Origin of the sequence: Vibrio sp. PBL-C16 (assembly GCF_034321865.1) — a bacterium.
Lineage (GTDB): Bacteria > Pseudomonadota > Gammaproteobacteria > Enterobacterales > Vibrionaceae > Vibrio > Vibrio alginolyticus.
The window spans coordinates 377,660-398,010 of sequence record NZ_JAXLNY010000001.1 but is presented as its reverse complement, the minus strand read 5'-3'; the positions used below and the strand labels follow the sequence as shown (position 1 = coordinate 398,010).

Sequence of the window (20,351 nt, the reverse complement as noted above, 5' to 3'; positions counted from 1 at the left end):
TTAAATATTAATTCGTGGTTTTTTTCATACTTGGATTGCTAAGTTAGTGATTTATTTGCATTAGTTTGTTTGGTAATTAATTTACTTATATTTAAAAAATATTTTTAGTCAACTTATTATTCTGATTAAGAACCATAATAAGTTGACTAAAATTAGTAAGCTAGAGTTTACTCTTTAAGGTTAGAGCTAGCCCTTGCTCCTCGCACATCTCTAAGTAGCGTTCGATATGTCCGCTTGCGTTTGCATCTTGTATAGCATTCAGAATCTGGGGGATGGTGTGGACGGTGTGTAGTCCGTCGTCGCGCCTTAACTGGAAGTCTTGTTGCTCTTTGTAGTCTCCCAGATGGCTTTCTGCCTCAATAGTAAGGGGAACAAAAGCCCAACATATGCAGCAATGATTCAATGAACTCAATCAATAGCTCTGCCAGATGTTGATTGACTAATGCAAAGAATTCATCACGAGTCATTTTGGGAGAATTGAACCAAGATTTGCTGTAGCGTTCCTTATGCCATTTTTGATTGATTTTCACCCTGAAAACAAAGGCATGAAGCTTGGAGTCGTATTCCCTGGAACCGCCCTCGTTGTAAAGTTGAAGGTAAGTGCGGAGGCGTGAGTACTTGAGAGCTTTATTGTTTTTTGTGAAATCTCTCGCTCTGAAGCGAAGCACCACATTGCAGTGGCGGTCATCATGACTCAGAAGATGACCGTGCTCATTCTCTATGGTCTGGGTTGGGCCTTTAACAATGGCATAAGCACGCTTAGATTCAAGAATATTTAACTGTTTAAGGCTTTGACTGTCACTTTCGGTCATTGTAAATCGACCGTTATTCAGCAGTTTTTTAGGGAGTATGCGTTGCTGTGTCCCATCTTTGAAGAAGGAAAGTACAAGGCTGGCCTGTTAGTCTTGTTTCGTGATTTATTGGGCTTACTTAAACGATAGGACATACCGTTGGGTAGCTTGTCTGTTTGAGATTTGTAACTAAGCCTAGCTTGCACACCAACGGCTTCTAACTGCTCTAGAAAAACTGGGAGGGTTGGCTTTGCATTAAGAAGCCTGTTTTGTTCAAGAACAAAGTCTAGCTTGCGTCGTGTTTGGGCTTTATCGCCCCCTTTAACTTTTTGGTTTGGTGTGATGCGAATGGGCTTTAGTTTATAGTTCTCATCCCTTTCGTTAATCTTATCGCCTGGATTGGCGACGCTACCGAGTCCAAATTCCTTTTCAATTTCACGCATGACCATCGTGGCTTTAGGGTGGTTCTGCCATTCGTTAACGACTTTCTTTGTTTTGACATCTATGGCTCCGCAGTTGATGTGGATATGGCTATGGTCAGTGTCATGGTGAATAAACACAACATATTTTGTGTGTTGAAGTCCCATTCTACGCATATACTTCTTCACGAGCTTGCGCTATTGTTTATGGCTAAGCTGCTCACCTTTCTGAAGAGATATCATTCGGTGGCTGGTGGGTTTCTGCAGGCCAGTCTTGCTTTTATAATTTGCTATCTCACGACCGATGTCAGACCAATTCATCTCGTGAACCTTGAAGTTGGGCGTTTTTAAGATAGGGAGTGGTGATGAGATGTTGTAAGCCATTAGGAATTCGGTTTTTTCACTAATGATGTTTTCTTCTTCATGAGGCTTGAACTTGCCAGAAGCGTATTCGACAAGGATACATTGCTGTAGATCTTTGGTTGTGCCTGCCGCGTAGCTAGTGGTGCAGCAGACTGCTCTTCGATGGATTGTTTTTTGTTTGGCGTTTTCGTCTTGAAAATCTTGTGAATAGCCATCGTTACACCTTTTTATAATTGTAATGTGGTGAGTAGAATCGGTAGGTTCGACCCGACGGGGTCGGAAGGGAGCGACATAGTCGCCCCTTGGTTACATGTAAGTTGCTTCTTCGCGCAGTTCTTTGAAGTCAGCGAGTTTTTGAAGCTGCTCTTGGGTCAAATGCCTATTAGCAAGCATCAAAGCGAAATCTGAGTTGTATTCACCCAGCTCTTGTTGCTCTCGCTCAGCAAGTTTTTGTTGAATCAGTGATAGGTATTCGATGATAAGGTTTACTGTTTCTTTATCTAAAACATTCTCTTGCAGGGCATGCATCAGTTGAACGCTTGAGAACTGGATATCTTCATTGATAGATTCAAGAACACATTCATCAACGCTGGGCCTCTCAATCTGGCTGACTTGCAGAGCTGGTGTAAGGTTCAGAGTGATATCACGCATGTAAGTGGATAGGTGTTTGTAGCCTAGCTTTGTTCTACGGTACTCAAGGTCAGCTCTTTCTTGCGGGGTTATATTTATTTTAACTTGTTCACTGCATTTGGCTTCTGCTGGTTTTCGTGGTCTACCACGGCTAGGTTTATTGAGGTATTGTTCAATAAGCTCTAAGGCTTGAAGCTTTTCTTCAGAATCACGTAGATGGCGATACAAGCCTCGTTCTTCGAACACAAGCTGACGTTGTTCAATAAGTTCAGCTTTGCTCATTTTTTCTAGTCTTTTTCTGATACTTAGATCGAAAATATTCATACTTGTTACCTTTATTATTTTTATTAGTGGTACTAGGAGCGGAGCGACGAGCGCAGAACCGCAAGGTTCGAGCACCGCAGCACTAGCAAGGAAGCTCCGCAGGACAAGCTGCTAATTAATTTCGAGGAACGAGAAATAAATAGTACTGGCTTGTTTCCGTGTTTTGTAATTTAGTGGAACCACTGTGGTTATTCTTATGCCCGCACTCATGGAGTGCGTTCCCATTATTCATGGGCGTAAATTAAAATAGTGTTCCTATGTTTTATTTTAATCCAATGTGTGCGATTTATTCAACTGACATGAAATTTAATATTGAGTATAGTTTGAGTTATTTGGGAAAAAATTTGTTTTTGTCATATGAAGTAAGTTATGTATTGATAAGTTAATAAATGATAAATCACTTACAGTGGGGGTATATTAGAGTGGACTAATTCCCGCATAATATAAATTTATAGTTAGTCAACTTATTACTTTTTAAAAGGTATCGTGTGGTGATTTTGGGTATTGGATTGATTAGGTTAATAATTAACGATTCGAACCAAATTAAATGAGTAGGAGAATAAATACCAGTATGCTTAAGGCTGATTATGTTGGCCGACTTCGTCGAACTTGTCGAGTTGAGGTCGCGTGCTAAGTGGAGGGGTTATGGATGGTAAGGTAAAACAGCGCAGAGCTAGGAAAGCTTATACTTCTGAGTTAGCTGAATCCTTTGCAAAAGCTGTTAATTTGGCAGCAAAGCAGGTTAGTAAAAAGAAACCTGTTTCCTCTTCAGCAACGCTGAATTAAAAAAGAATGTTGTAAAGCTTGTTCAGCGAAAAAAGTAGCATTACCTATTTCTTTGCTTCATAAACAAAAAAGGAGCACACAGAGTGCTCCAAAGGATAAGGGCAGTGTTTGGTTTACCTTAAGCAGTGGCGAACTTGTAAGTGCGATAGCCGCCAAGCAGGTTACGTGCTTTAAACCCTGAGTTGACCAGCTGACGATAGGCGACGTTACCGCGCAAACCGACCTGACAATAAATCACGATCTCTTTGTCTTTAGGAAGTTCGTGCATGCGACGACGTAGTTGATCGACAGGAATATTAATTGCACCTTCAAGATAACCAACGGACTCCAATTCACCAGGATTACGAACATCAAGTAACAGTTGGTCTTCTGTCAGTGAATCCATTTCATCATAATGAATCGCGGTCGCATCGCCTTTGATGATGTTATTTGCCACAAACGCCGCTTGGTTAATTACATCTTTAGCAGAGCCATAAGGTGGCGCGTAAGTTAGCTCGAGGTGTTGCAGTTGCTCTACAGTCATACCAGCACGCTGAGCAACTGCCATTACGTCGATACGTTTATCAACACCGTCTTTACCTACTGCTTGCGCACCTAATATTTTACCTGTTACTGGATCAAACAGCATTTTGAATGACACGGTTTCTGCACCTGGGTAGTAACTCGCGTGACTTGCTGTATGCACATACACTTTTTCATAAGCGATGTTTTCACGTTTCAGCTGTTTCTCGTTTTTACCAGTAGAAGCGACGGCTAAATCAAAAATCTTACAGATCGCCGTGCCTTGCGTACCTTGGTAAGTTTCTTGGCGGCCAAGCATGTTGTCTGCTGCCATTCGGCCTTGACGGTTTGCCGGGCCCGCAAGTGGCACTAGAGTTTGCTCGCCAGTCACGAAGTCTTTCTCTTCTACCGCGTCGCCGACAGCGTAGATCGAAGGATCGCTGGTTTGCATGTATTCATTGGTATAAATACCACCAAGAGCGCCGATTTCTAAGCCAGCTTCTTTTGCTAATTTGGTCTCGGGGCGAACACCAATTGCCATAATCAGAATATCGGTGGTGAGTCTTTCACCATTGTTTAGTGTTAATTCCAATTCACCTTCTAGATGTTGGTGTTTTTCGCTTTCACCAGAGTCGAAACTTGCCACGTGCTCGTTAGGTACGAATTTCACCGACTCAAGTGCGACGCCAAGTTTAAGGTCGATGCCTTTCTCACGAATTTCAGCATGTGCGAAGCCAGCCATTTCACGGTCAACGGGCGTCATCACTTGATCCGCCATTTCAACTAATGTGGTTTTTATGCCTAGCTGGTGGAAGGCTTCCATCATTTCCAAACCGATAAAACCACCACCAACGACCGTAGCGTGTTCAACTTTGTTGGTTTCGATCGTTTTAATGATGCGATCCATATCTGGAATATTGCGCAGCGAGTATGTTAACGGGTTATCAACACCCGGAATAGGCGGCACAACTGGACCTGCGCCAGGGCTAAGTAGAAGAAAGTCGTAGCTCTCTTGGTATTCCGAGCCATCAAGCAAATTGTTAACCGTAACCGTTTTGTCTTGACGGTTAATAGAAACCACTTCGTTCATCACACGGACATCAACATTGAAACGCGCTAGAAAGCTCTCAGGCGTTTGAAAAAGCAGTTTGCTGCGCTCTTGGATATCGCCACCAATGTGATAGGGTAAGCCACAGTTTGCAAATGACACAAATGGACCGCGTTCAAACATAATGATTTCTGCGTCTTCACTAAGACGACGAGCGCGAGCTGCTGCAGATGCACCGCCAGCAACCCCACCAATAATCACGATTTTGCTCATGGATTTCTCCTGCTGAATGATCGAAAACGCCTACACCTTACTTAAATAAATTAGCTAAGTCTAATGTTATTTAATCTACATTAGCATTGACTTAATAATATTAATTAGTAATATCTAATAAAATGTAATGTAGTAATGAAGAGGCATAAGAATGGGCGACAGTATGCTACAAAGTGCGACCGAAGCGAGTGAGCTGCTTAAAATTATGGCTCATCCAGAGCGCCTAATCGTGATGTGTAAGCTGATTGAAGGCGAGAAAGGGGTCGGTGAACTGTTTGAAGGTTCATCATTAAGCCAATCTGCTTTTTCACAACATCTCACCGTATTGAGAAAGCACGACATTATTAAAGCTAGAAAAGTTTCTCAGCAGGTATTTTATTCAATTTCTGATGAAAGAGTTGGTCCGCTGGTTGAGGCCTTTAAGCAAGTTTTCTGTAAGTAATTAGTTTGGCGGTTGCTATGTTTGAAGTTCCTTGGATGTCGCTGTTAGGCGGCATAATAGTTGGCGTATCAGCGATAACACTGATGCTATTTACTGGCAAGACTGCTGGGATCAGTGGGATCTTAAACGGTGCCGTTGGGAACGCAGATCGCGCTTGGCGCATTGTTTTTTTAATTGCGATGGCATTAGGCGGTGTGTTTGCTGTTTATGTTCTTGGCGGGCATGTACCAGATCAGTACAGCGGTTCTCTTGTTTTAGTTATCGTTGCTGGCTTGTTAGTCGGTGTTGGTACGCGTATCGGCAATGGTTGTACTAGTGGCCATGGCATTTGTGGAATAGGGCGTTTCTCAATCCGTTCTGTGGTCGCGACGTGTACTTTTATGGCCACAGCCATGTTAACCGTCTTGCTAGTATCTTGAGGAATAGTGTCGTTATGAAAACTCACGTAATGAAAAGTATTAAGCAAATGTCCGTTGTTGCATTTTCTGGTGTGCTCTTTGGTATTGGTATGGTGGTCTCTGGTATGGCAGATCCGGCAAAAGTGATCGGCTTTCTTGATATTACCGGTTCATGGGACCCAAGCTTAGCCTTCGTTATGGGCGGAGCACTTGTTGTGTTCGTTCCTGCTTATCTTTTATTAATAAAGCCAAGAAGCGAATCTGTGTTTGGTGATGAGATTGTCTGTCCGACTTCTAAAGCGATAGACAAAAAGTTAGTCGGTGGTGCAGCACTGTTTGGTACTGGTTGGGGCTTACTGGGTGTGTGTCCTGGTCCTGCGGTTGCCAGCCTTTTTACTGGCAACACACAAGTTCTGCTCTTTATAGCGGCAATGTTGGTTGGGTCATTCACCGCTAAAAGAATGGTTCGTGGCTAAAGAGTTCTTCAACGCAAAAAAGAGTATCTCAACGTTAACAGAGAACTTAAACGCTAAAAAGTGAGTGTCGTAGAAACCGGGCAATGGTCACTCAGTTTATAGTCGAGTACATCTTGTGTTTTGAAAACGGTTTGAACACCAGACGACGCCTTTAAATCACCACTCGCAATGATGTGGTCTATCACCGAGCGGAATTGGTGGGTTTTATTCGGATTACGATTAGAGCGCACTTTACATTCCGCTTTAGTGTCTTTAGTCACTAGCTTTGCACTAGTATTGTCCGATATCACGTCCCACAACCAATCTCCTTGATAACCCAAGTTGTGGTTAAAGTCGCCAAGCACGACATAATGTTGTTTGTTGTCCTCGCGCGCCTTTATCCACTTAGCTAGTGCCTGTCCTTGTTGTTTCACTATCTTACAATCGCGGTTATTACGATACGCGCCACTGCAACCCGCTTTCAGATGTACAGAGAGTAGGTGAGTCTCGTTTTCTTGGTTTGGATTTAATATAAGGTAGCTCGCGAAGCGCAGCTTGCTGTTGCCTCGTGTGATAGAGAAGTCTGGCTTGTCTAATACGCTTACACCATTGCGCACGGCAAAGCCTGTGTATTGGTTGGTGTCGTTAAACTGAAGGTGTCGGTTGGAGGCGTTTGAACGATCGGAAAGATAAATAGTGAAGTCATTGCCAACAGCTTTTTGCATTGCAGCGACGCTTTCGACTTCTTGAAAAGCAAGAATGTCGGCTTGTGTTTTATCCACATAGTGGGTCAGTTTTTCAAAATCTTGTGGTGTTCTCGACACTTTTCCACCATCTATAGATAACCATTCTATGTTCCAACTGGTTAGATTGATGGAGTTTTGAGCAAATGAAAGAGAACTAAAAAGTAATATTAACGTAACAAAAAGTGATCGCATTTTGGCCTGTTGCACTCCTATCTTTTAGCGTATTCCTTTCCATCCTTTATCCTACAAGACCTCCAAAAATAGCAAGTAGATTTAGTACCAATTTTGCAATTTTCATGGTTTTCTTCGCAACTGAGATCAACGCCAATAAGATCGATTTCTTCTTGTTCGCTAGCCAATCTTTATTGATCAAAATCAATGTTTTCGAGTGGTGCTTCTCGTTAAATACGCCACAATATATTGTGTTGCCAGAATAAAAAATAACCCCATATAGTGTGTTTGTGGATAACTCTGTGAGTATGCTCGGGTAAGGAGAACAAAGTGAAACCAATCGTAATCAAACGCGACGGATCAAGAGCTCCGTTCAACAGGGATCGTATCCAAGCAGCAGTTGAAGCAGCAGCGGAAAACAAAGATAAGGATGTCGCTATTTATGCTCTTAATGTGGCTCTTGCTGTCGAGTTACAGTTAAGAGAACACGATGAAGTTCACATCCATGAGATTCAAGACTTAGTCGAAAATGAACTCATGCAAGGTCCTTACAAAGCCCTAGCGCGTTCTTACATTGAATATCGCCACGATCGCGACATCGCTCGTGAGAAGCAAAGTGCACTAACTCGCGAAATCGAAGGTTTGATTGAAGAAAGTAATCTGGATCTAATCAACGAGAACGCGAACAAAGACGGCAAAGTAATTCCGACTCAACGTGACTTGTTGGCTGGTATCGTAGCGAAACACTACGCGAAGACGCACATTCTTCCTCGCGATGTGGTTCAAGCGCACGACGTGGGTGACATTCACTACCACGATTTAGACTACGCACCGTTCTTCCCAATGTTTAACTGTATGCTTATCGATCTTAAAGGCATGCTGACGCATGGTTTTAAAATGGGTAACGCTGAGATTGATACGCCAAAATCAATTTCGACTGCAACAGCGGTAACAGCGCAAATCATTGCTCAAGTCGCGAGCCACATTTACGGCGGTACAACCATCAACCGTATTGATGAGGTTCTAGAACCGTACGTAATCACAAGCTACGAGAAACACCTAGAGATTGCAAAAGAGTGGAACATTGCTGAGCCAGAAGAGTTCGCAAAAGCGCGCACTGAGAAAGAGTGTTACGACGCATTCCAATCTCTAGAATACGAAGTAAACACGCTGCACACAGCGAACGGTCAAACCCCATTCGTTACGTTCGGTTTTGGTCTTGGTACAAGCTGGGCATCCCGCCTTATCCAGAAATCGATTCTGAAGAATCGTATTGCAGGTCTAGGCAAGAACCGTAAAACAGCGGTATTCCCTAAACTTGTATTCGGCATCAAAGATGGTTTGAACCACAAATCAGAAGATCCAAACTACGACATCAAGCAACTTGCGCTTGAGTGTGCGTCTAAGCGTATGTACCCAGACATTCTTAACTACGACAAAGTAGTGGAAGTAACCGGTTCATTCAAAACGCCAATGGGTTGCCGTAGCTTCCTTGGTACTTACGAAGAAAACGGTGAGCTGATTCACGAAGGTCGTAACAACCTTGGCGTCGTGAGCTTGAATCTTCCTCGTATCGCTATCCGTGCAAACGGAAGCGAAGAGAAATTCTACGAGCTTCTAAATGACCGCCTACGTCTTGCTCGTAAAGCACTAGAGACACGTATCTCTCGCCTTGAAAACGTGAAAGCACGTGTGGCCCCAATCCTATACATGGAAGGCGCATGTGGTGTTCGCTTGAAAGCAGACGACTCAATCGCAGATATCTTCAAGAACGGTCGTGCGTCTATTTCTCTTGGTTACATCGGTGTACACGAGACAATTAACGCGCTATTCGGTACAGAAGCGCACGTTTATGATGACGCTGTTTTGCGTGAAAAAGCGGTCGCGATCATCAAGCATCTAAAAGATGCTGTGAATCAATGGGCTGACGAAACAGGTTATGGCTTCAGCTTATATGCAACGCCAAGTGAAAACCTATGTAGCCGTTTCTGCCGCATCGATGCGAAAGAGTTCGGCGTAATTGAAGGCGTAACAGACAAAGGTTACTACACCAACAGCTTCCACCTAGATGTTGAGAAGAAGGTGAACCCATACGACAAGATCGACTTTGAGATGCCTTACCCAGAAATCTCAAGCGGCGGCTTTATCTGTTACGGCGAGTTCCCGAACATGCAACGTAACGTTGAAGCACTAGAAAACGTATGGGACTACAGTTACACCCGAGTGCCTTACTACGGTACAAACACGCCAATTGATGAGTGCTACGAGTGTGGCTACAACGGCGAGTTTGACTGTACAAGTAAAGGCTTCACTTGCCCAAGCTGTGGTAACCATGACTCAACTAAAGTATCAGTAACACGTCGAGTTTGTGGCTATCTAGGCAGCCCAGATGCACGCCCGTTTAACTTCGGTAAGCAAGAAGAAGTGAAGCGCCGAGTTAAACACCTGTAAGGTTTACTACCACTCGTTTTAACACTTTGAAAATCAACTTTAAACAGGTTGGTTTTCTCTTTCGCGATAACACATAGATGCATTATGAATTACCACCAATACTATCCAATTGACGTTGTTAACGGACCGGGTACGCGCTGCACGCTGTTTGTGTCGGGTTGTGTGCATCAGTGCCGTGGCTGTTATAACCAGTCGACGCAACGTTTGGATTCTGGTGTACTTTTCACGCAAGAAGCGGAAGACAAAATCATCGCTGACTTAAACGACACGCGTATCAAACGCCGTGGCTTGTCGTTGTCGGGTGGAGATCCGCTTCACCCTGCTAATGTGCCTCATATTTTGAAGATAGTGAAAAGGGTGAGAGAGGAGTGCCCAGGTAAAGACATTTGGGTTTGGACTGGCTACACGCTGACGGAACTGAATGACGCGCAAAGGGAAGTGGTGCAATACATCGATGTTTTGATTGATGGTAAGTTTGAACAAGACAAGAAAGACCTCAATCTCGAATGGCGTGGCAGTTCAAACCAAATCATTCATCGATTTACGGACATCTAATCAAGCATTCTCCGCACATAAAAAGGGCTCACGCGTGCATAACGGGTGAACCCTTTTGGTGTGAGTTCGTTAATGTCTTTTTGGTTACGCTGTCACCGATTGGTCATCTTCAACCATATTATTTATCCAGCGTTTAGATTGAATACGGTAAGTCGTCAGTACGCCTTTCACTAACTCTTCCGCGAGCAGAGACATCAAGACAAAATGCAAAGGCAGCCCTAACACCATGCCTGTGTAATAAGTAAGGGGGATGCCAATAGCCCACTGACCGAACGTGTCGATGAAAATGCTATAGCGAATATCAGCGCCACTCTTTAGTACGCCGCCAATCCCAACCATGTTAAACACCCTCAAAATCATACCTAGCGCCATGACTAAACATACGTTAAGTGCCATGTCTGCATCGGTTAACGGGCTCAGTACCAATAGGTGATGAATCATGGGCGAGCTCAACCACACTAGGAAAAACAGCAAGGTGGCTAAGATTGCGCTGGTTAACACATACCACCACGCCGTTTTCTCGACTCGGTCATAATGTTTTGCACCAATATCATTCCCAAGAAGAACGGATGCAGCGACCGCAAATCCCATAAAGGTTGAAATCAGTACCCCTTCAATCGGTGATAAGAATGAGATGATCGCCAGTTCTGAAACGCCCAATTGACCATAGATGATGCTGTAAACGATCAATCCACCAGTCCAAAGCGCATCGTGGACCAACATGGGTAAAGAAACCTTAAAGTACTTTTTTCGATACTGTTTTAAGCGGCCTTGTACCCAATCGAACTTAGTCGGAATTAGGTAAGCATATCGTTTGTAGAAAAAATAAATCAAGACGGCGGTTTGGAAAAATCGAGAAACAAAACTACCTACGGCTGCACCAAATACGCCCCATTGAGGGAAACCAAATAAACCAAAAATCAAAACATAATTAAGCGCGACGTTAACGACAATGGCGGAGATACTAACGTTGGTTGCCAGTTTGGTTTGGCCCACGGAGCGCAATACCGCTTCAATCGGTACTACTATCGCCGTAGCAATGAGGCTAAAGCCTGTAACCACAAGATAATCACGTGCATAAGTGACGTATTCAGGATCGTCTGACATAAAAGAGACGATCTCTTCATCAAAAATCGCATAAAGAACGATAAACGGCAGCGTCACCAAAATGGAAATAAACCAAGATTGCGCTAACGTTCTGCGAATTCCGGCTAGGTTTCCTGAGCCGTAGTATTGAGAAGCAAGTATGGTAACTGCACCGCACAGGCCAAAGACAACCGCTAGGTTGAAGAAAAATATACGATTTCCAACCCCAACTGCTGCCGTTGCAGATTCACCGAGTAGGCTTACCATGAAAATATCCACGACGCCGAGCAAAGCAAAAAGCATGGACTGAAGTGAAACAGGTAGGCCAATCGTAATCAGCTTTTGCCAAAATGCTTTATCGATGTATTCGCGTGTTAAGAGCATCGCATTTCTCCTTAAAGATTAATGCGAGTAGTTTATCCTCATGATTTGGCGGTGTATTTTTCAAAGGAATCCAAAACCTTTGTAAAACTCTCTACTAACGCACATGTGAGCCAATAAATCATGGAAGATAAACAAGAACGCTACGCGATTTCAGAAAAAACTTATCAAGAGTTTATTGATCACAGTCGAGTATTAGCACTTGAGGAGAGAGGCATTGTGCAGTGCGGCATTGCCACTTGTCGTGACTTCTTCTCTGTTTATCGTAAAAACCAAAAGAAACACATGCTGCTCTATACGGTGCGTGGTAAAGGGTGGCTAGAGAGTGGGACTTATCGATACGATTTGGAACCGGGCTCGTTGATTACAGTACCCGCAGGTGTTGAAAACGGTTTTGGTATAGAAGAAGAACCTTGGCAGATCGCGTGGCTTTTTCTTGCTACTGATAGAGAGTGGCCGATATTAGAGTGTGATGTTCGCTATCAGCTTTCATCTACACCTGAAGTGATGTATGCATGTATCCAAACACTACTACGCAGCATTCACCTTCCAATCGATTATGGTGGTGCGGTAGGTGAGCATAGTGTGGCTCAGTTAGAGCTGATGTTAAACATGCCGCCCTCAGAGTCGATATCACGCAGCCAATTGAGGCTTCGGCGTGTATTTGACCTTGTCCAACGTCAGCTCCATAAGGATTGGAGCGTTGAGCAGGTGGCGGCTCTATATCCATGCTCGGAGCCTCATTTGCATCGACTGACTCAAAAGCAGTTTGGTCGAAGCCCAATGGCACATTTAACGCGTATGCGCATGGAATATGCTGCTAGGTTACTTCGTTCAACAGAATGGCCAATTCAGCATATTGGAGAAATAGTCGGATATCCGACAAGCGCTAACTTTAGTACACGTTTTAAAGCGTGGTCGACCATGACACCAAGAGAGTTTAGAAAAAACGGTAGAGTGGATTGGTACGACAAGGAGTGAATCGTTCTTTTTCTGAACGATAGAGCGCACAAAACTCACCGTAAGCCAGAATTTTGTTCTCTAATTGATGAAATAAGTGAAAAATCATTTCGTCATTTTTTGCGATGGTGTTAACGTGAGGTTCGGTACTTGAATTTCAAAGGGTTATGACTTTCATGTTTTCTAATCTCCCAACTCCCGTATTAGATCCTATTTTATCTCTATCCGTTGCATACCGTAACGATGAACGTCCAAACAAGGTTGACCTTGGCATTGGCGTATACAAAAACAGCGCAGGCGAAACGCCGATTATGAAAGCCATTCAAATGGCGCAGGATGTCGTTGTTGAAACTCAAAAAACCAAGTCTTACGTTGGTCTTGCGGGTTGCGAAGAATTTAATAAAAGCATGATCGATTTGCTGCTGACGGGAACGTCTGCAATGGATCGTGTTGCAGCAATTCAAACGCCAGGTGCAAGTGGTGCGCTGCGTATGCTCGGTGATCTGATGAAGATCGCACAGCCAGATACGACGGTTTGGATTTCCAACCCAAGCTACGTAAACCACAAGCCAGTAATGGAAGCAGCAGGCCTTAAAGTTAAGTTCTACCACTATTTCTCTTCGGAAACGAAACAAGTAGACACCGCAAAAATGATGGATGATCTTGCGAAAGCTGGGCCTTCAGATGTGGTACTTCTTCATGGTTGTTGCCACAATCCAACTGGTGCGGATATTGACTTCTCTGCTTGGCAAGCCATTACAGAATTGTCGCAGAAGAACGGTTTCATCCCATTTGTGGACATTGCTTACCAAGGCTTCGGTGATGGCCTAGAAGAAGACGCAAAAGGTCTTCGTTTTATGGCAGATAACGTTGAAGAGATGTTGATTACTACTTCATGTTCGAAGAACTTTGGTCTGTACCGTGAACGAACTGGTGCAGCGATTGTGGTTGGTAAGAACATGCATGATGTAACCAATGCAAAAGGTAAACTCCTCACTCTAGCTCGCTCGACTTACACGATGCCACCCGACCATGGTGCAGCTTTAGTCAAGACCATTCTGCAAGATGACAAGCTCACTTCCGTTTGGAAGCAAGAATTGAGTGAAATGCAACATCGTTTGGTTAGCCTTCGTCAAAGTTTGTGTAACGAGTTGAGAAACAACCATAATACAGATCAATTTGATTTCATTGAGGGTCACAAAGGCATGTTTACTGTGCTAGGCTTTAGTGGAAACCAAATGGCGCAACTGCGTGAAGATTATGGCATTTATGGTGTTGGCGATGGTCGAATTAACATTGCCGGACTTACCGAAACTCATATTCCATACGTAGCGGACGCAATTAAGAAAGTATCTCAAGCTTAATTGGAGTGTGGATGAAAAACTGGAAACTGATTCTGCCGCTTATGATGAGCGGCAGTTTAATTGCTTGTACGTCAACTCAAACGACGCAGGAACCTGTTGAGCCAGAGTCGCCAAAGGTCGAAGAGCCCGTTAAAGTAGAGCCAGAAGTGAAGCCTGAGGTAGATCCAAAGCCTGAGGTGGAGCCCAAACCAGAAGCGAAACCTGAGAAAAAGCCGGAACCAAAGCCTAAGAAGCCAGTCAAGGTCACAAAAACACCCGATGGCATGTTAATTCTTGGTTCTGAAGAATGGGTTTATGTTCCTGAAATTGACCAGACTTTCAAGGCTAGAGTCGATACAGGTGCGACAACATCATCAATTAGTGCGACTGACATTGTTCCGTTTGAGCGTGATGGTAAAGACTGGGTTAAATTTAAGATAGATTTAGGTGACAAAGACACCAAAGAATTTAAAGTACCCGTTGAGCGCTGGGCTAAAGTTAAGCAGTCTTCGTCAGAAGAGGTGGATAAACGAGCGGTGGTAAAAGCCTACATTACCGTTGGGGATCACAAAGAAAAGACAGAGTTTACGTTAGCGGATCGCGGACATATGACGTTTCCAATTTTGCTTGGTCGAAGCTTTTTTAGAGATATCGCCGTTGTAGATGTATCGAAAAAATATGTGCAAGATAAACCTAAAAAAACCGCTAAAAACTGATGTATTACAGCTAGTTTCTGCTACAAGCTAATAATTCGTGATTAGCAAAAAATGGCCTCCAAAATCGGAGGCTATTTTTATTGAATCATATGCTTGCTTGTGATGCCTGGTAGTCATATCCACTAAAATGCAAAACGAGCAGACATTACAATTTGCTGGCCATAGACACCATTATTTTTAAAATCTGCACCAAGCGATAGTTGCTGAGTTGAGTGGAATCGTGCGCCTAGATTGTAAATGGTATTCGAATCGTCATTATCTATGATTTGGCCGATACGGCCATGTAGCTCAACATTTTGCATAAACCAAATACGAGTGCCAATATTCACTTCCGTGCGCCACTCGTCGCCGACTTTATCACTGCCGTTCTCTTTAATGTTGTGTACCAACATTTGGCCATAAATATCTGCAAATTGGCCTGCTGGCCCATTAAAGCCTATACCACCAGCAATGTCCCAGTCTCCGCTGAATTCACTGTCTGCGCGAGCAATGAAATGGGTATTCTCTGTAAAGTAGGTATTGAACTCGCCACCAAATGTACCAGGGCTAGTGCCCATGCGAAATTCCATCGTGTTGTAGTTGAAATTATTTGCATGTGCGGAAAGTGGCAAAATAGCACACAAACCAAAGGCTGCAACCTTTAGAGCTTTACCTAGCATGGTGTCTCCGGGCAAGATGAATAAAATGAACAAAAAAATGGTCTGCAAAAAGCAGACCAAGATTGATAAAGCTATCATTTTAAGTGCTTGCCGTCACTATTTAGCTGTAATCGTCACTACATCATGTTGATATGCACAGCAATCGGGGTTTGTTTCACATGACCACGAGTTGTTCGACTTCAATCTCTGGTTTGTTCCCGCCTTCAAATTCGCCAAACAGACGGACTTTAGTCGTGTGATCAATCGGAGTATTTAGCTGAATATCGTCATCGAGTTCGACCATCACTTCACCGGAACCATCGCTAAAGACAAACTTATCCGCGCGAACTTGACGCAATAAGTTACCTTCAACGACCACATCTTTTTCAGTAAACATATTGGAGTCGTTTAGCAAGGCATCCAATTTTTCCACAGTGACAGGACCGTTAAACTGCAAGTTTGATTGGTTTTGAGCGTTATCTTTCGCGAACGCGATAGAAGGAGCAATAGCTAAGGCGGCGATTGTTGCGATAATTGTATTCTTTTTCATGTTACATCCTCATCGGTTTGTTTTGATGGGGTCATTAAAACAGGGCTTGTTTGAACCAATGATGATTTCAACATTCATATTCTATTCATTTGCTTGAGTAAGTGGGGACGATGACGTTATGATTGTTCATCTTCCTCTATTCCTTACAAATGTTCATGAAATCAGCGATCCCATCTTTAATGGTTCAAGGCACCACTTCGGATGCCGGAAAAAGTGTCCTTGTGGCAGGTTTATGCCGTGTATTAGCAAGAAAAGGGATAAATGTTGCCCCATTTAAGCCACAAAACATGGCACTAAATAGTGCGGTAACCAAAGATGGCGGTGAAATAGGTCGAGCACAGGCCGTTCAGGCACAGGCGTGTAATATTGAGCCAACCGTACATATGAATCCGGTTTTGATTAAACCTAACAGTGATACAGGTGCTCAGATCATTTTGCAGGGTAAGGCGATTTCCAATATGGATGCGGCTGGCTTTCATGATTACAAGAAAGTGGCGATGGACACGGTGTTAGATTCCTTCTCTCGTCTGACTCAAGAATTTGATTCGATCATTATCGAGGGCGCGGGGAGTCCTGCTGAAATCAATTTACGAGAAGGCGATATTGCAAACATGGGTTTTGCTGAGGCCGCTGATGTACCAGTGATCATTGTTGCTGATATTGATCGTGGTGGAGTGTTTGCACATTTGTACGGAACACTTGCGTTACTTTCTGAATCTGAACAAGCGCGAGTAAAAGGATTTGTTATCAACCGTTTTCGAGGTGATATTCGCTTATTGCAATCGGGCCTCGATTGGCTAGAAGAAAAAACAGGTAAACCTGTACTTGGTGTACTTCCTTTTCTTCATGGTTTGAATTTAGAAGCAGAAGACGCGATCACTGCGCAGCAAGAGTTGCACTCTGAGGTAAAACTGAATGTTGTTGTGCCTGTTTTAACCCGGATTAGTAATCATACTGATTTTGATGTGCTGCGATTGAATCCAGATATCAATCTACGTTATGTAGGTAAAGGCGAAAAAATAGATAAAGCCGACCTTGTTATTTTGCCTGGGACCAAATCAGTGAGAGACGACTTAGAGTATCTAAGAAGCCAAGGGTGGGATAAAGATATCTTGCGTCATATTCGTCTTGGTGGAAAAGTGATTGGTATCTGTGGTGGCTACCAGATGCTTGGAAACTTGATTGATGATCCAAACGGCGTCGAAGGCCAACCAGGTCAAAGCGAAGGACTTGGCTTGCTTGATATCACTACGACGCTAACTAACAGCAAACAGCTTACAAACACACAAGCACAGCTTTCTCTTAACGGCAAAACAGCCAATGTAAAGGGTTATGAAATCCACGTAGGGCGAAGTGAAGTACGGGGCCTGCAACCTCTTACATTCAGTTCCGGTGAAGCGGAAGGGGCGATCAGCGAGTGTGGCCAAATCATGGGAACCTACCTTCACGGGTTCTTTGATGAGGCAGATGTCTTAAGCCTGGTATCAGAATGGGTAAACGGCACCCAAATCAAACAACAAGACTTTAAAGAGTTAAAGGAGCAAGGCATTAATCGCATCGCAGATGCGATAGAACAACATATGCGCCTTGATTTTTTGTTTAAATAGCACATTAACTGATTGAACTTTATATTCAAATAACCTGTTCTTTCGCTTGCCTTGTATTGGAGTATCTCTATGAAAGCATGGAAACAGCATGCTTGCCTTGCGGCAGTATTAAGCATTTCATTTTCAGCAAACGCAGCAACGAACCTAAAAGTGTATGCAGCCTCTTCTATGACGAATGCGATTAACGAGATCGCGCAAAACTTTGAAGAAAAGTATGACGTTTCTATCACTCCCGTTTATGGTGGTTCTTCTTCTATCGCTCGACAAATTATCAATGGCGCACCAGCGGATGTATTCATTTCTGCGAACACGAAATGGATGGATTATTTGGTCGATAAAGACGTCATTTATCGTGACAATGTCACAAATCTAGTGCGCAATAGCTTAGTGTTGATTGCTCCTCAGTCTTCAGAATTAACCTCATTTAACTTTTCTGATGCAAAGGCATGGGAGAAGGCATTGCATGGAAATCGTCTTGCTTTAGGAAATCCGACGTCAGTACCTGCTGGTATGTACGCGAAAGAGTCATTGACTACACTGGGTGTATGGAAAGCGGTTCAAACTCACGTCGCACCAGCAAAGAATGTGCGCTTAGCTTTGGCGTTGGTTGAACGTGGAGAAGCGCCTTTAGGTGTGGTCTACAAAACCGATGCTCAGTTAACTGATAAAGTCAAAATTCTCGGCGAATTTGCAAGTGATACGCATGCGGCTATTGTTTACCCGGCTGCAATTGTGAATGATTCTACTGAGTCGGAGCAGTTCTTCCAGTACCTAAAATCGGACGAAGCCGCACGCGTTTTTGCTCAATATGGCTTTCAGCAATAAACCGGCCTTCAATTATAGGAACGAAGCGTGACAGAACTGGAATACCAAGCCTTAATGTTAAGCCTCAAAGTAGGCGCGTACGCGGTACTTTGGCTGATTCCTCTCGGCGTTTTTCTGGCTTGGCTACTTTCTCGAAAAACGTTCATTGGTAAATCGATTCTCGATAGCTTAATTCATTTACCACTGGTATTGCCGCCAGTGGTAATCGGCTATTTATTGTTGATTTCTTTAGGACGACAAGGGTTCCTTGGAAAGTGGCTCTATGAAAACTTAGGGGTAGTCTTTAGCTTTAATTGGAAAGGGGCAGTAGTCGCTTGTATTGTCGTGGCTTTGCCTTTGATGGTTCGTTCAGTACGCTTAAGCTTAGATAGCGTCGACCCTAAATTGGAGCACGCAGCCTCTACGTTAGGCGCTTCTCCTTTAAAAGTGTTTCTCACCGTCACGTTACCACTGACCATTCCCGGAATTATTACGGGCACGATGCTGTCATTTGCTCGTAGTCTTGGCGAATTCGGGGCGACGATCAGTTTCGTCTCTAACATTCCGGGTGAGACCCAAACGATTCCGCTGGCAATGTACAACTTTATTGAAACGCCAGGTGCAGAAATGCAGGCGGCTCGTCTGTGTATCATTTCTATCGCGTTAGCCTTGTCTACATTAATGATCTCTGAATGGCTAAATCGTAAAGCGGCAAGCAGATTGGGTGCGAAGCAATGACGATTAAAGTCCAATTTAAACAAATGCTTGGTGAGACTGACTTCGACATTAAACTTAAGTTACCCTGTAACGGAATTAGTGCCTTGTTTGGACGATCTGGTGCAGGTAAAACGACGTTGATTAACATCATCAGCGGATTGGTCACTCCAAGGCAAGGGTATGTTGCGGTTGGTGAGCATGTTTTGTTTGACAGTGAACAGGGAATCAACCTACCAACGCACAAGCGTGGTATTGGTTATGTGTTTCAGGATTCACGTTTGTTTCCTCACTATTCGGTTCAAGGCAATTTGTTATATGGCGTTAAAGAAAAAGATGACGAGTATTTTGATGCAGTCACCGAACTCTTGTCTATCAAACCGTTACTAAAGCGCTTTCCGGTATCACTTTCTGGTGGTGAAAAGCAACGTGTTGCGATTGCGCGCGCATTGCTATCTAAACCCAATTTGCTTTTGATGGATGAGCCACTTGCCTCACTCGATATGCCAAGAAAGCGTGAGGTAATGCCTTTTCTTGAGGAGTTGTCGGAGAAGGTAAATATCCCTATTATCTATGTCACACACAGTCTCCAGGAAATTTTAAGGCTTGCTCAGCACCTTGCAATTATTGACCAAGGTAAAATTTCGAGTTCAGGTAAGCTTGAGGAAGTGTGGGCTTCTCATGCTATGCGTCCATGGCAATCTTTCTCAGATCAAAGCAGCTTATTTGAAGGCCGGATTGCTGAACATCATGAACGTTATGCACTGACTTGTATCAGCCTTGCACCTAATGTATTCCTGTGGGTGCAAAAGATTGACGGAACACCAGACACGCCAATACGCTTGCAAGTGCGTGCCAACGACGTTTCTATCACGCTCGAGCAACCCAAGGCGACGTCGATTCGAAATATTTTGCCTGCTATTGTCGATTCCATCGAGGCGCTTAACGCAGCCGATGACAAGCAGAGTATTAATGTATCACTCAAGCTAGACGAGAAATGTTATTTGTGGGCAACGATCACACCGTGGGCCCTTGATGATCTCAACCTAAAAGTTGGTAGTCGTGTTTTTGCACAAATTAAAGGTGTCAGTGTGACACAAAAAGATATGGCACTAGCGCCTCATTAACCGTTTAGACTGATTTACGCTTCATGATCAAAAAAGGCCGCAAAGTGCGGCCTTTGTTACTAGAAGAATGTC

At 43.7% G+C, this 20,351-nt stretch carries 22 protein-coding genes; 13 read left to right on the top strand and 9 right to left on the bottom strand.

The features are described from left to right. Positions 1 to 356 precede the first annotated feature (356 nt). The 4 genes from UQW94_RS01690 to UQW94_RS01675 form a co-directional block, all read right to left on the bottom strand. Positions 357 to 812: a hypothetical protein gene (locus tag UQW94_RS01690; protein WP_225473070.1), complete on the bottom strand. Its 456-nt coding sequence runs from the start codon at positions 810 to 812 to the stop codon at positions 357 to 359. Between the two features lie 17 nt (positions 813 to 829). After that, positions 830 to 1,399: a relaxase/mobilization nuclease domain-containing protein gene (locus UQW94_RS01685; RefSeq protein ID WP_262634092.1), complete on the bottom strand. Its 570-nt coding sequence runs from the start codon at positions 1,397 to 1,399 to the stop codon at positions 830 to 832. A gap of 194 nt (positions 1,400 to 1,593) precedes the next feature. After that, positions 1,594 to 1,788, bottom strand: coding sequence for a hypothetical protein (locus UQW94_RS01680; protein ID WP_225473069.1), 195 nt, complete (start codon positions 1,786 to 1,788; stop codon positions 1,594 to 1,596). A gap of 91 nt (positions 1,789 to 1,879) precedes the next feature. Next, positions 1,880 to 2,527 carry a hypothetical protein gene (locus tag UQW94_RS01675; protein ID WP_315957170.1) on the bottom strand — a complete coding sequence of 216 codons (648 nt, stop codon included), beginning with the start codon at positions 2,525 to 2,527 and terminating at the stop codon, positions 1,880 to 1,882. A gap of 645 nt (positions 2,528 to 3,172) precedes the next feature. On the opposite strand from UQW94_RS01675, the gene UQW94_RS01670 reads away from it, so the two are divergent. Next, entirely contained in the window at positions 3,173 to 3,313 is a 141-nt protein-coding gene (locus tag UQW94_RS01670) for a hypothetical protein (protein ID WP_213899853.1), read from the top strand. A 118-nt stretch (positions 3,314 to 3,431) separates the two neighbouring features. Here UQW94_RS01670 and UQW94_RS01665 read toward each other — a convergent pair whose 3' ends face one another. After that, positions 3,432 to 5,135, bottom strand: a complete 1,704-nt coding sequence (locus tag UQW94_RS01665; protein ID WP_322141939.1) for an FAD-dependent oxidoreductase — start codon at positions 5,133 to 5,135, stop codon at positions 3,432 to 3,434. A gap of 151 nt (positions 5,136 to 5,286) precedes the next feature. Between UQW94_RS01665 and UQW94_RS01660 the strand changes: the two genes are divergently transcribed. The 3 genes from UQW94_RS01660 to UQW94_RS01650 are packed head-to-tail and all read left to right on the top strand — an operon-like array spanning position 5,287 to position 6,451. Beyond that, on the top strand, positions 5,287 to 5,577 hold the full coding sequence (locus tag UQW94_RS01660; protein WP_005376206.1) for an ArsR/SmtB family transcription factor: 291 nt from the start codon (positions 5,287 to 5,289) through the stop codon (positions 5,575 to 5,577). 5 nt (positions 5,578 to 5,582) lie between these two features. Further along, positions 5,583 to 5,996 carry a YeeE/YedE family protein gene (locus UQW94_RS01655; protein WP_372034483.1) on the top strand — a complete coding sequence of 138 codons (414 nt, stop codon included), beginning with the start codon at positions 5,583 to 5,585 and terminating at the stop codon, positions 5,994 to 5,996. A gap of 14 nt (positions 5,997 to 6,010) precedes the next feature. Continuing rightward, positions 6,011 to 6,451: a YeeE/YedE family protein gene (locus UQW94_RS01650; protein ID WP_322141938.1), complete on the top strand. Its 441-nt coding sequence runs from the start codon at positions 6,011 to 6,013 to the stop codon at positions 6,449 to 6,451. A 53-nt stretch (positions 6,452 to 6,504) separates the two neighbouring features. Here UQW94_RS01650 and UQW94_RS01645 read toward each other — a convergent pair whose 3' ends face one another. Then, positions 6,505 to 7,368 carry an endonuclease/exonuclease/phosphatase family protein gene (locus tag UQW94_RS01645; protein WP_225491814.1) on the bottom strand — a complete coding sequence of 288 codons (864 nt, stop codon included), beginning with the start codon at positions 7,366 to 7,368 and terminating at the stop codon, positions 6,505 to 6,507. 309 nt (positions 7,369 to 7,677) lie between these two features. Here UQW94_RS01645 and nrdD point away from each other — a divergent pair, with 309 nt between their 5' ends. Together nrdD and nrdG are read left to right on the top strand one after the other, a co-directional pair. Next, positions 7,678 to 9,798 (top strand): anaerobic ribonucleoside-triphosphate reductase, encoded by a 2,121-nt coding sequence (gene nrdD, locus UQW94_RS01640; protein ID WP_322141937.1) that lies wholly within the window; start codon positions 7,678 to 7,680, stop codon positions 9,796 to 9,798. Positions 9,799 to 9,882: 84 nt separating this feature from the next. After that, on the top strand, positions 9,883 to 10,353 hold the full coding sequence (gene nrdG, locus UQW94_RS01635) for an anaerobic ribonucleoside-triphosphate reductase-activating protein (RefSeq protein WP_005376213.1): 471 nt from the start codon (positions 9,883 to 9,885) through the stop codon (positions 10,351 to 10,353). An 84-nt stretch (positions 10,354 to 10,437) separates the two neighbouring features. Here nrdG and UQW94_RS01630 read toward each other — a convergent pair whose 3' ends face one another. Next, a complete protein-coding gene (locus tag UQW94_RS01630; protein WP_182016091.1) occupies positions 10,438 to 11,823 on the bottom strand; it encodes an MATE family efflux transporter in 1,386 nt (461 codons plus the stop codon). 120 nt (positions 11,824 to 11,943) lie between these two features. Between UQW94_RS01630 and UQW94_RS01625 the strand changes: the two genes are divergently transcribed. The 3 genes from UQW94_RS01625 to UQW94_RS01615 all read left to right on the top strand — a co-directional run bounded on the left by UQW94_RS01625 (position 11,944) and on the right by UQW94_RS01615 (position 14,839). Beyond that, positions 11,944 to 12,801 (top strand): AraC family transcriptional regulator, encoded by an 858-nt coding sequence (locus tag UQW94_RS01625; protein WP_182016090.1) that lies wholly within the window; start codon positions 11,944 to 11,946, stop codon positions 12,799 to 12,801. A gap of 155 nt (positions 12,802 to 12,956) precedes the next feature. Beyond that, positions 12,957 to 14,144 (top strand): aromatic amino acid transaminase, encoded by a 1,188-nt coding sequence (locus UQW94_RS01620; protein WP_053303643.1) that lies wholly within the window; start codon positions 12,957 to 12,959, stop codon positions 14,142 to 14,144. Positions 14,145 to 14,155: 11 nt separating this feature from the next. After that, the gene (locus tag UQW94_RS01615) at positions 14,156 to 14,839 is read left to right on the top strand and encodes an ATP-dependent zinc protease (protein WP_047101086.1); all 684 of its coding nucleotides are present in this window, start codon (positions 14,156 to 14,158) and stop codon (positions 14,837 to 14,839) included. 122 nt (positions 14,840 to 14,961) lie between these two features. On the opposite strand, the gene UQW94_RS01610 is transcribed toward UQW94_RS01615, so the two are convergent. Beyond that, entirely contained in the window at positions 14,962 to 15,498 is a 537-nt protein-coding gene (locus UQW94_RS01610; RefSeq protein WP_017634623.1) for a hypothetical protein, read from the bottom strand. Between the two features lie 154 nt (positions 15,499 to 15,652). Then, entirely contained in the window at positions 15,653 to 16,027 is a 375-nt protein-coding gene (locus tag UQW94_RS01605; RefSeq protein ID WP_005376220.1) for a YgiW/YdeI family stress tolerance OB fold protein, read from the bottom strand. Between the two features lie 155 nt (positions 16,028 to 16,182). Here UQW94_RS01605 and UQW94_RS01600 point away from each other — a divergent pair, with 155 nt between their 5' ends. The 4 genes from UQW94_RS01600 to modC all read left to right on the top strand — a co-directional run bounded on the left by UQW94_RS01600 (position 16,183) and on the right by modC (position 20,279). Further along, positions 16,183 to 17,634 carry a cobyric acid synthase gene (locus UQW94_RS01600; RefSeq protein WP_025767761.1) on the top strand — a complete coding sequence of 484 codons (1,452 nt, stop codon included), beginning with the start codon at positions 16,183 to 16,185 and terminating at the stop codon, positions 17,632 to 17,634. Positions 17,635 to 17,703: 69 nt separating this feature from the next. Next, positions 17,704 to 18,459 carry a molybdate ABC transporter substrate-binding protein gene (modA, locus tag UQW94_RS01595; protein WP_137282621.1) on the top strand — a complete coding sequence of 252 codons (756 nt, stop codon included), beginning with the start codon at positions 17,704 to 17,706 and terminating at the stop codon, positions 18,457 to 18,459. A gap of 27 nt (positions 18,460 to 18,486) precedes the next feature. After that, positions 18,487 to 19,176, top strand: coding sequence for a molybdate ABC transporter permease subunit (gene modB, locus UQW94_RS01590; protein WP_017820163.1), 690 nt, complete (start codon positions 18,487 to 18,489; stop codon positions 19,174 to 19,176). Then, positions 19,173 to 20,279: a molybdenum ABC transporter ATP-binding protein ModC gene (modC, locus tag UQW94_RS01585; protein WP_225473057.1), complete on the top strand. Its 1,107-nt coding sequence runs from the start codon at positions 19,173 to 19,175 to the stop codon at positions 20,277 to 20,279. Before modB ends, modC begins: the two co-directional genes overlap by 4 nt. The last annotated feature ends 72 nt before the right edge of the window (positions 20,280 to 20,351 follow it).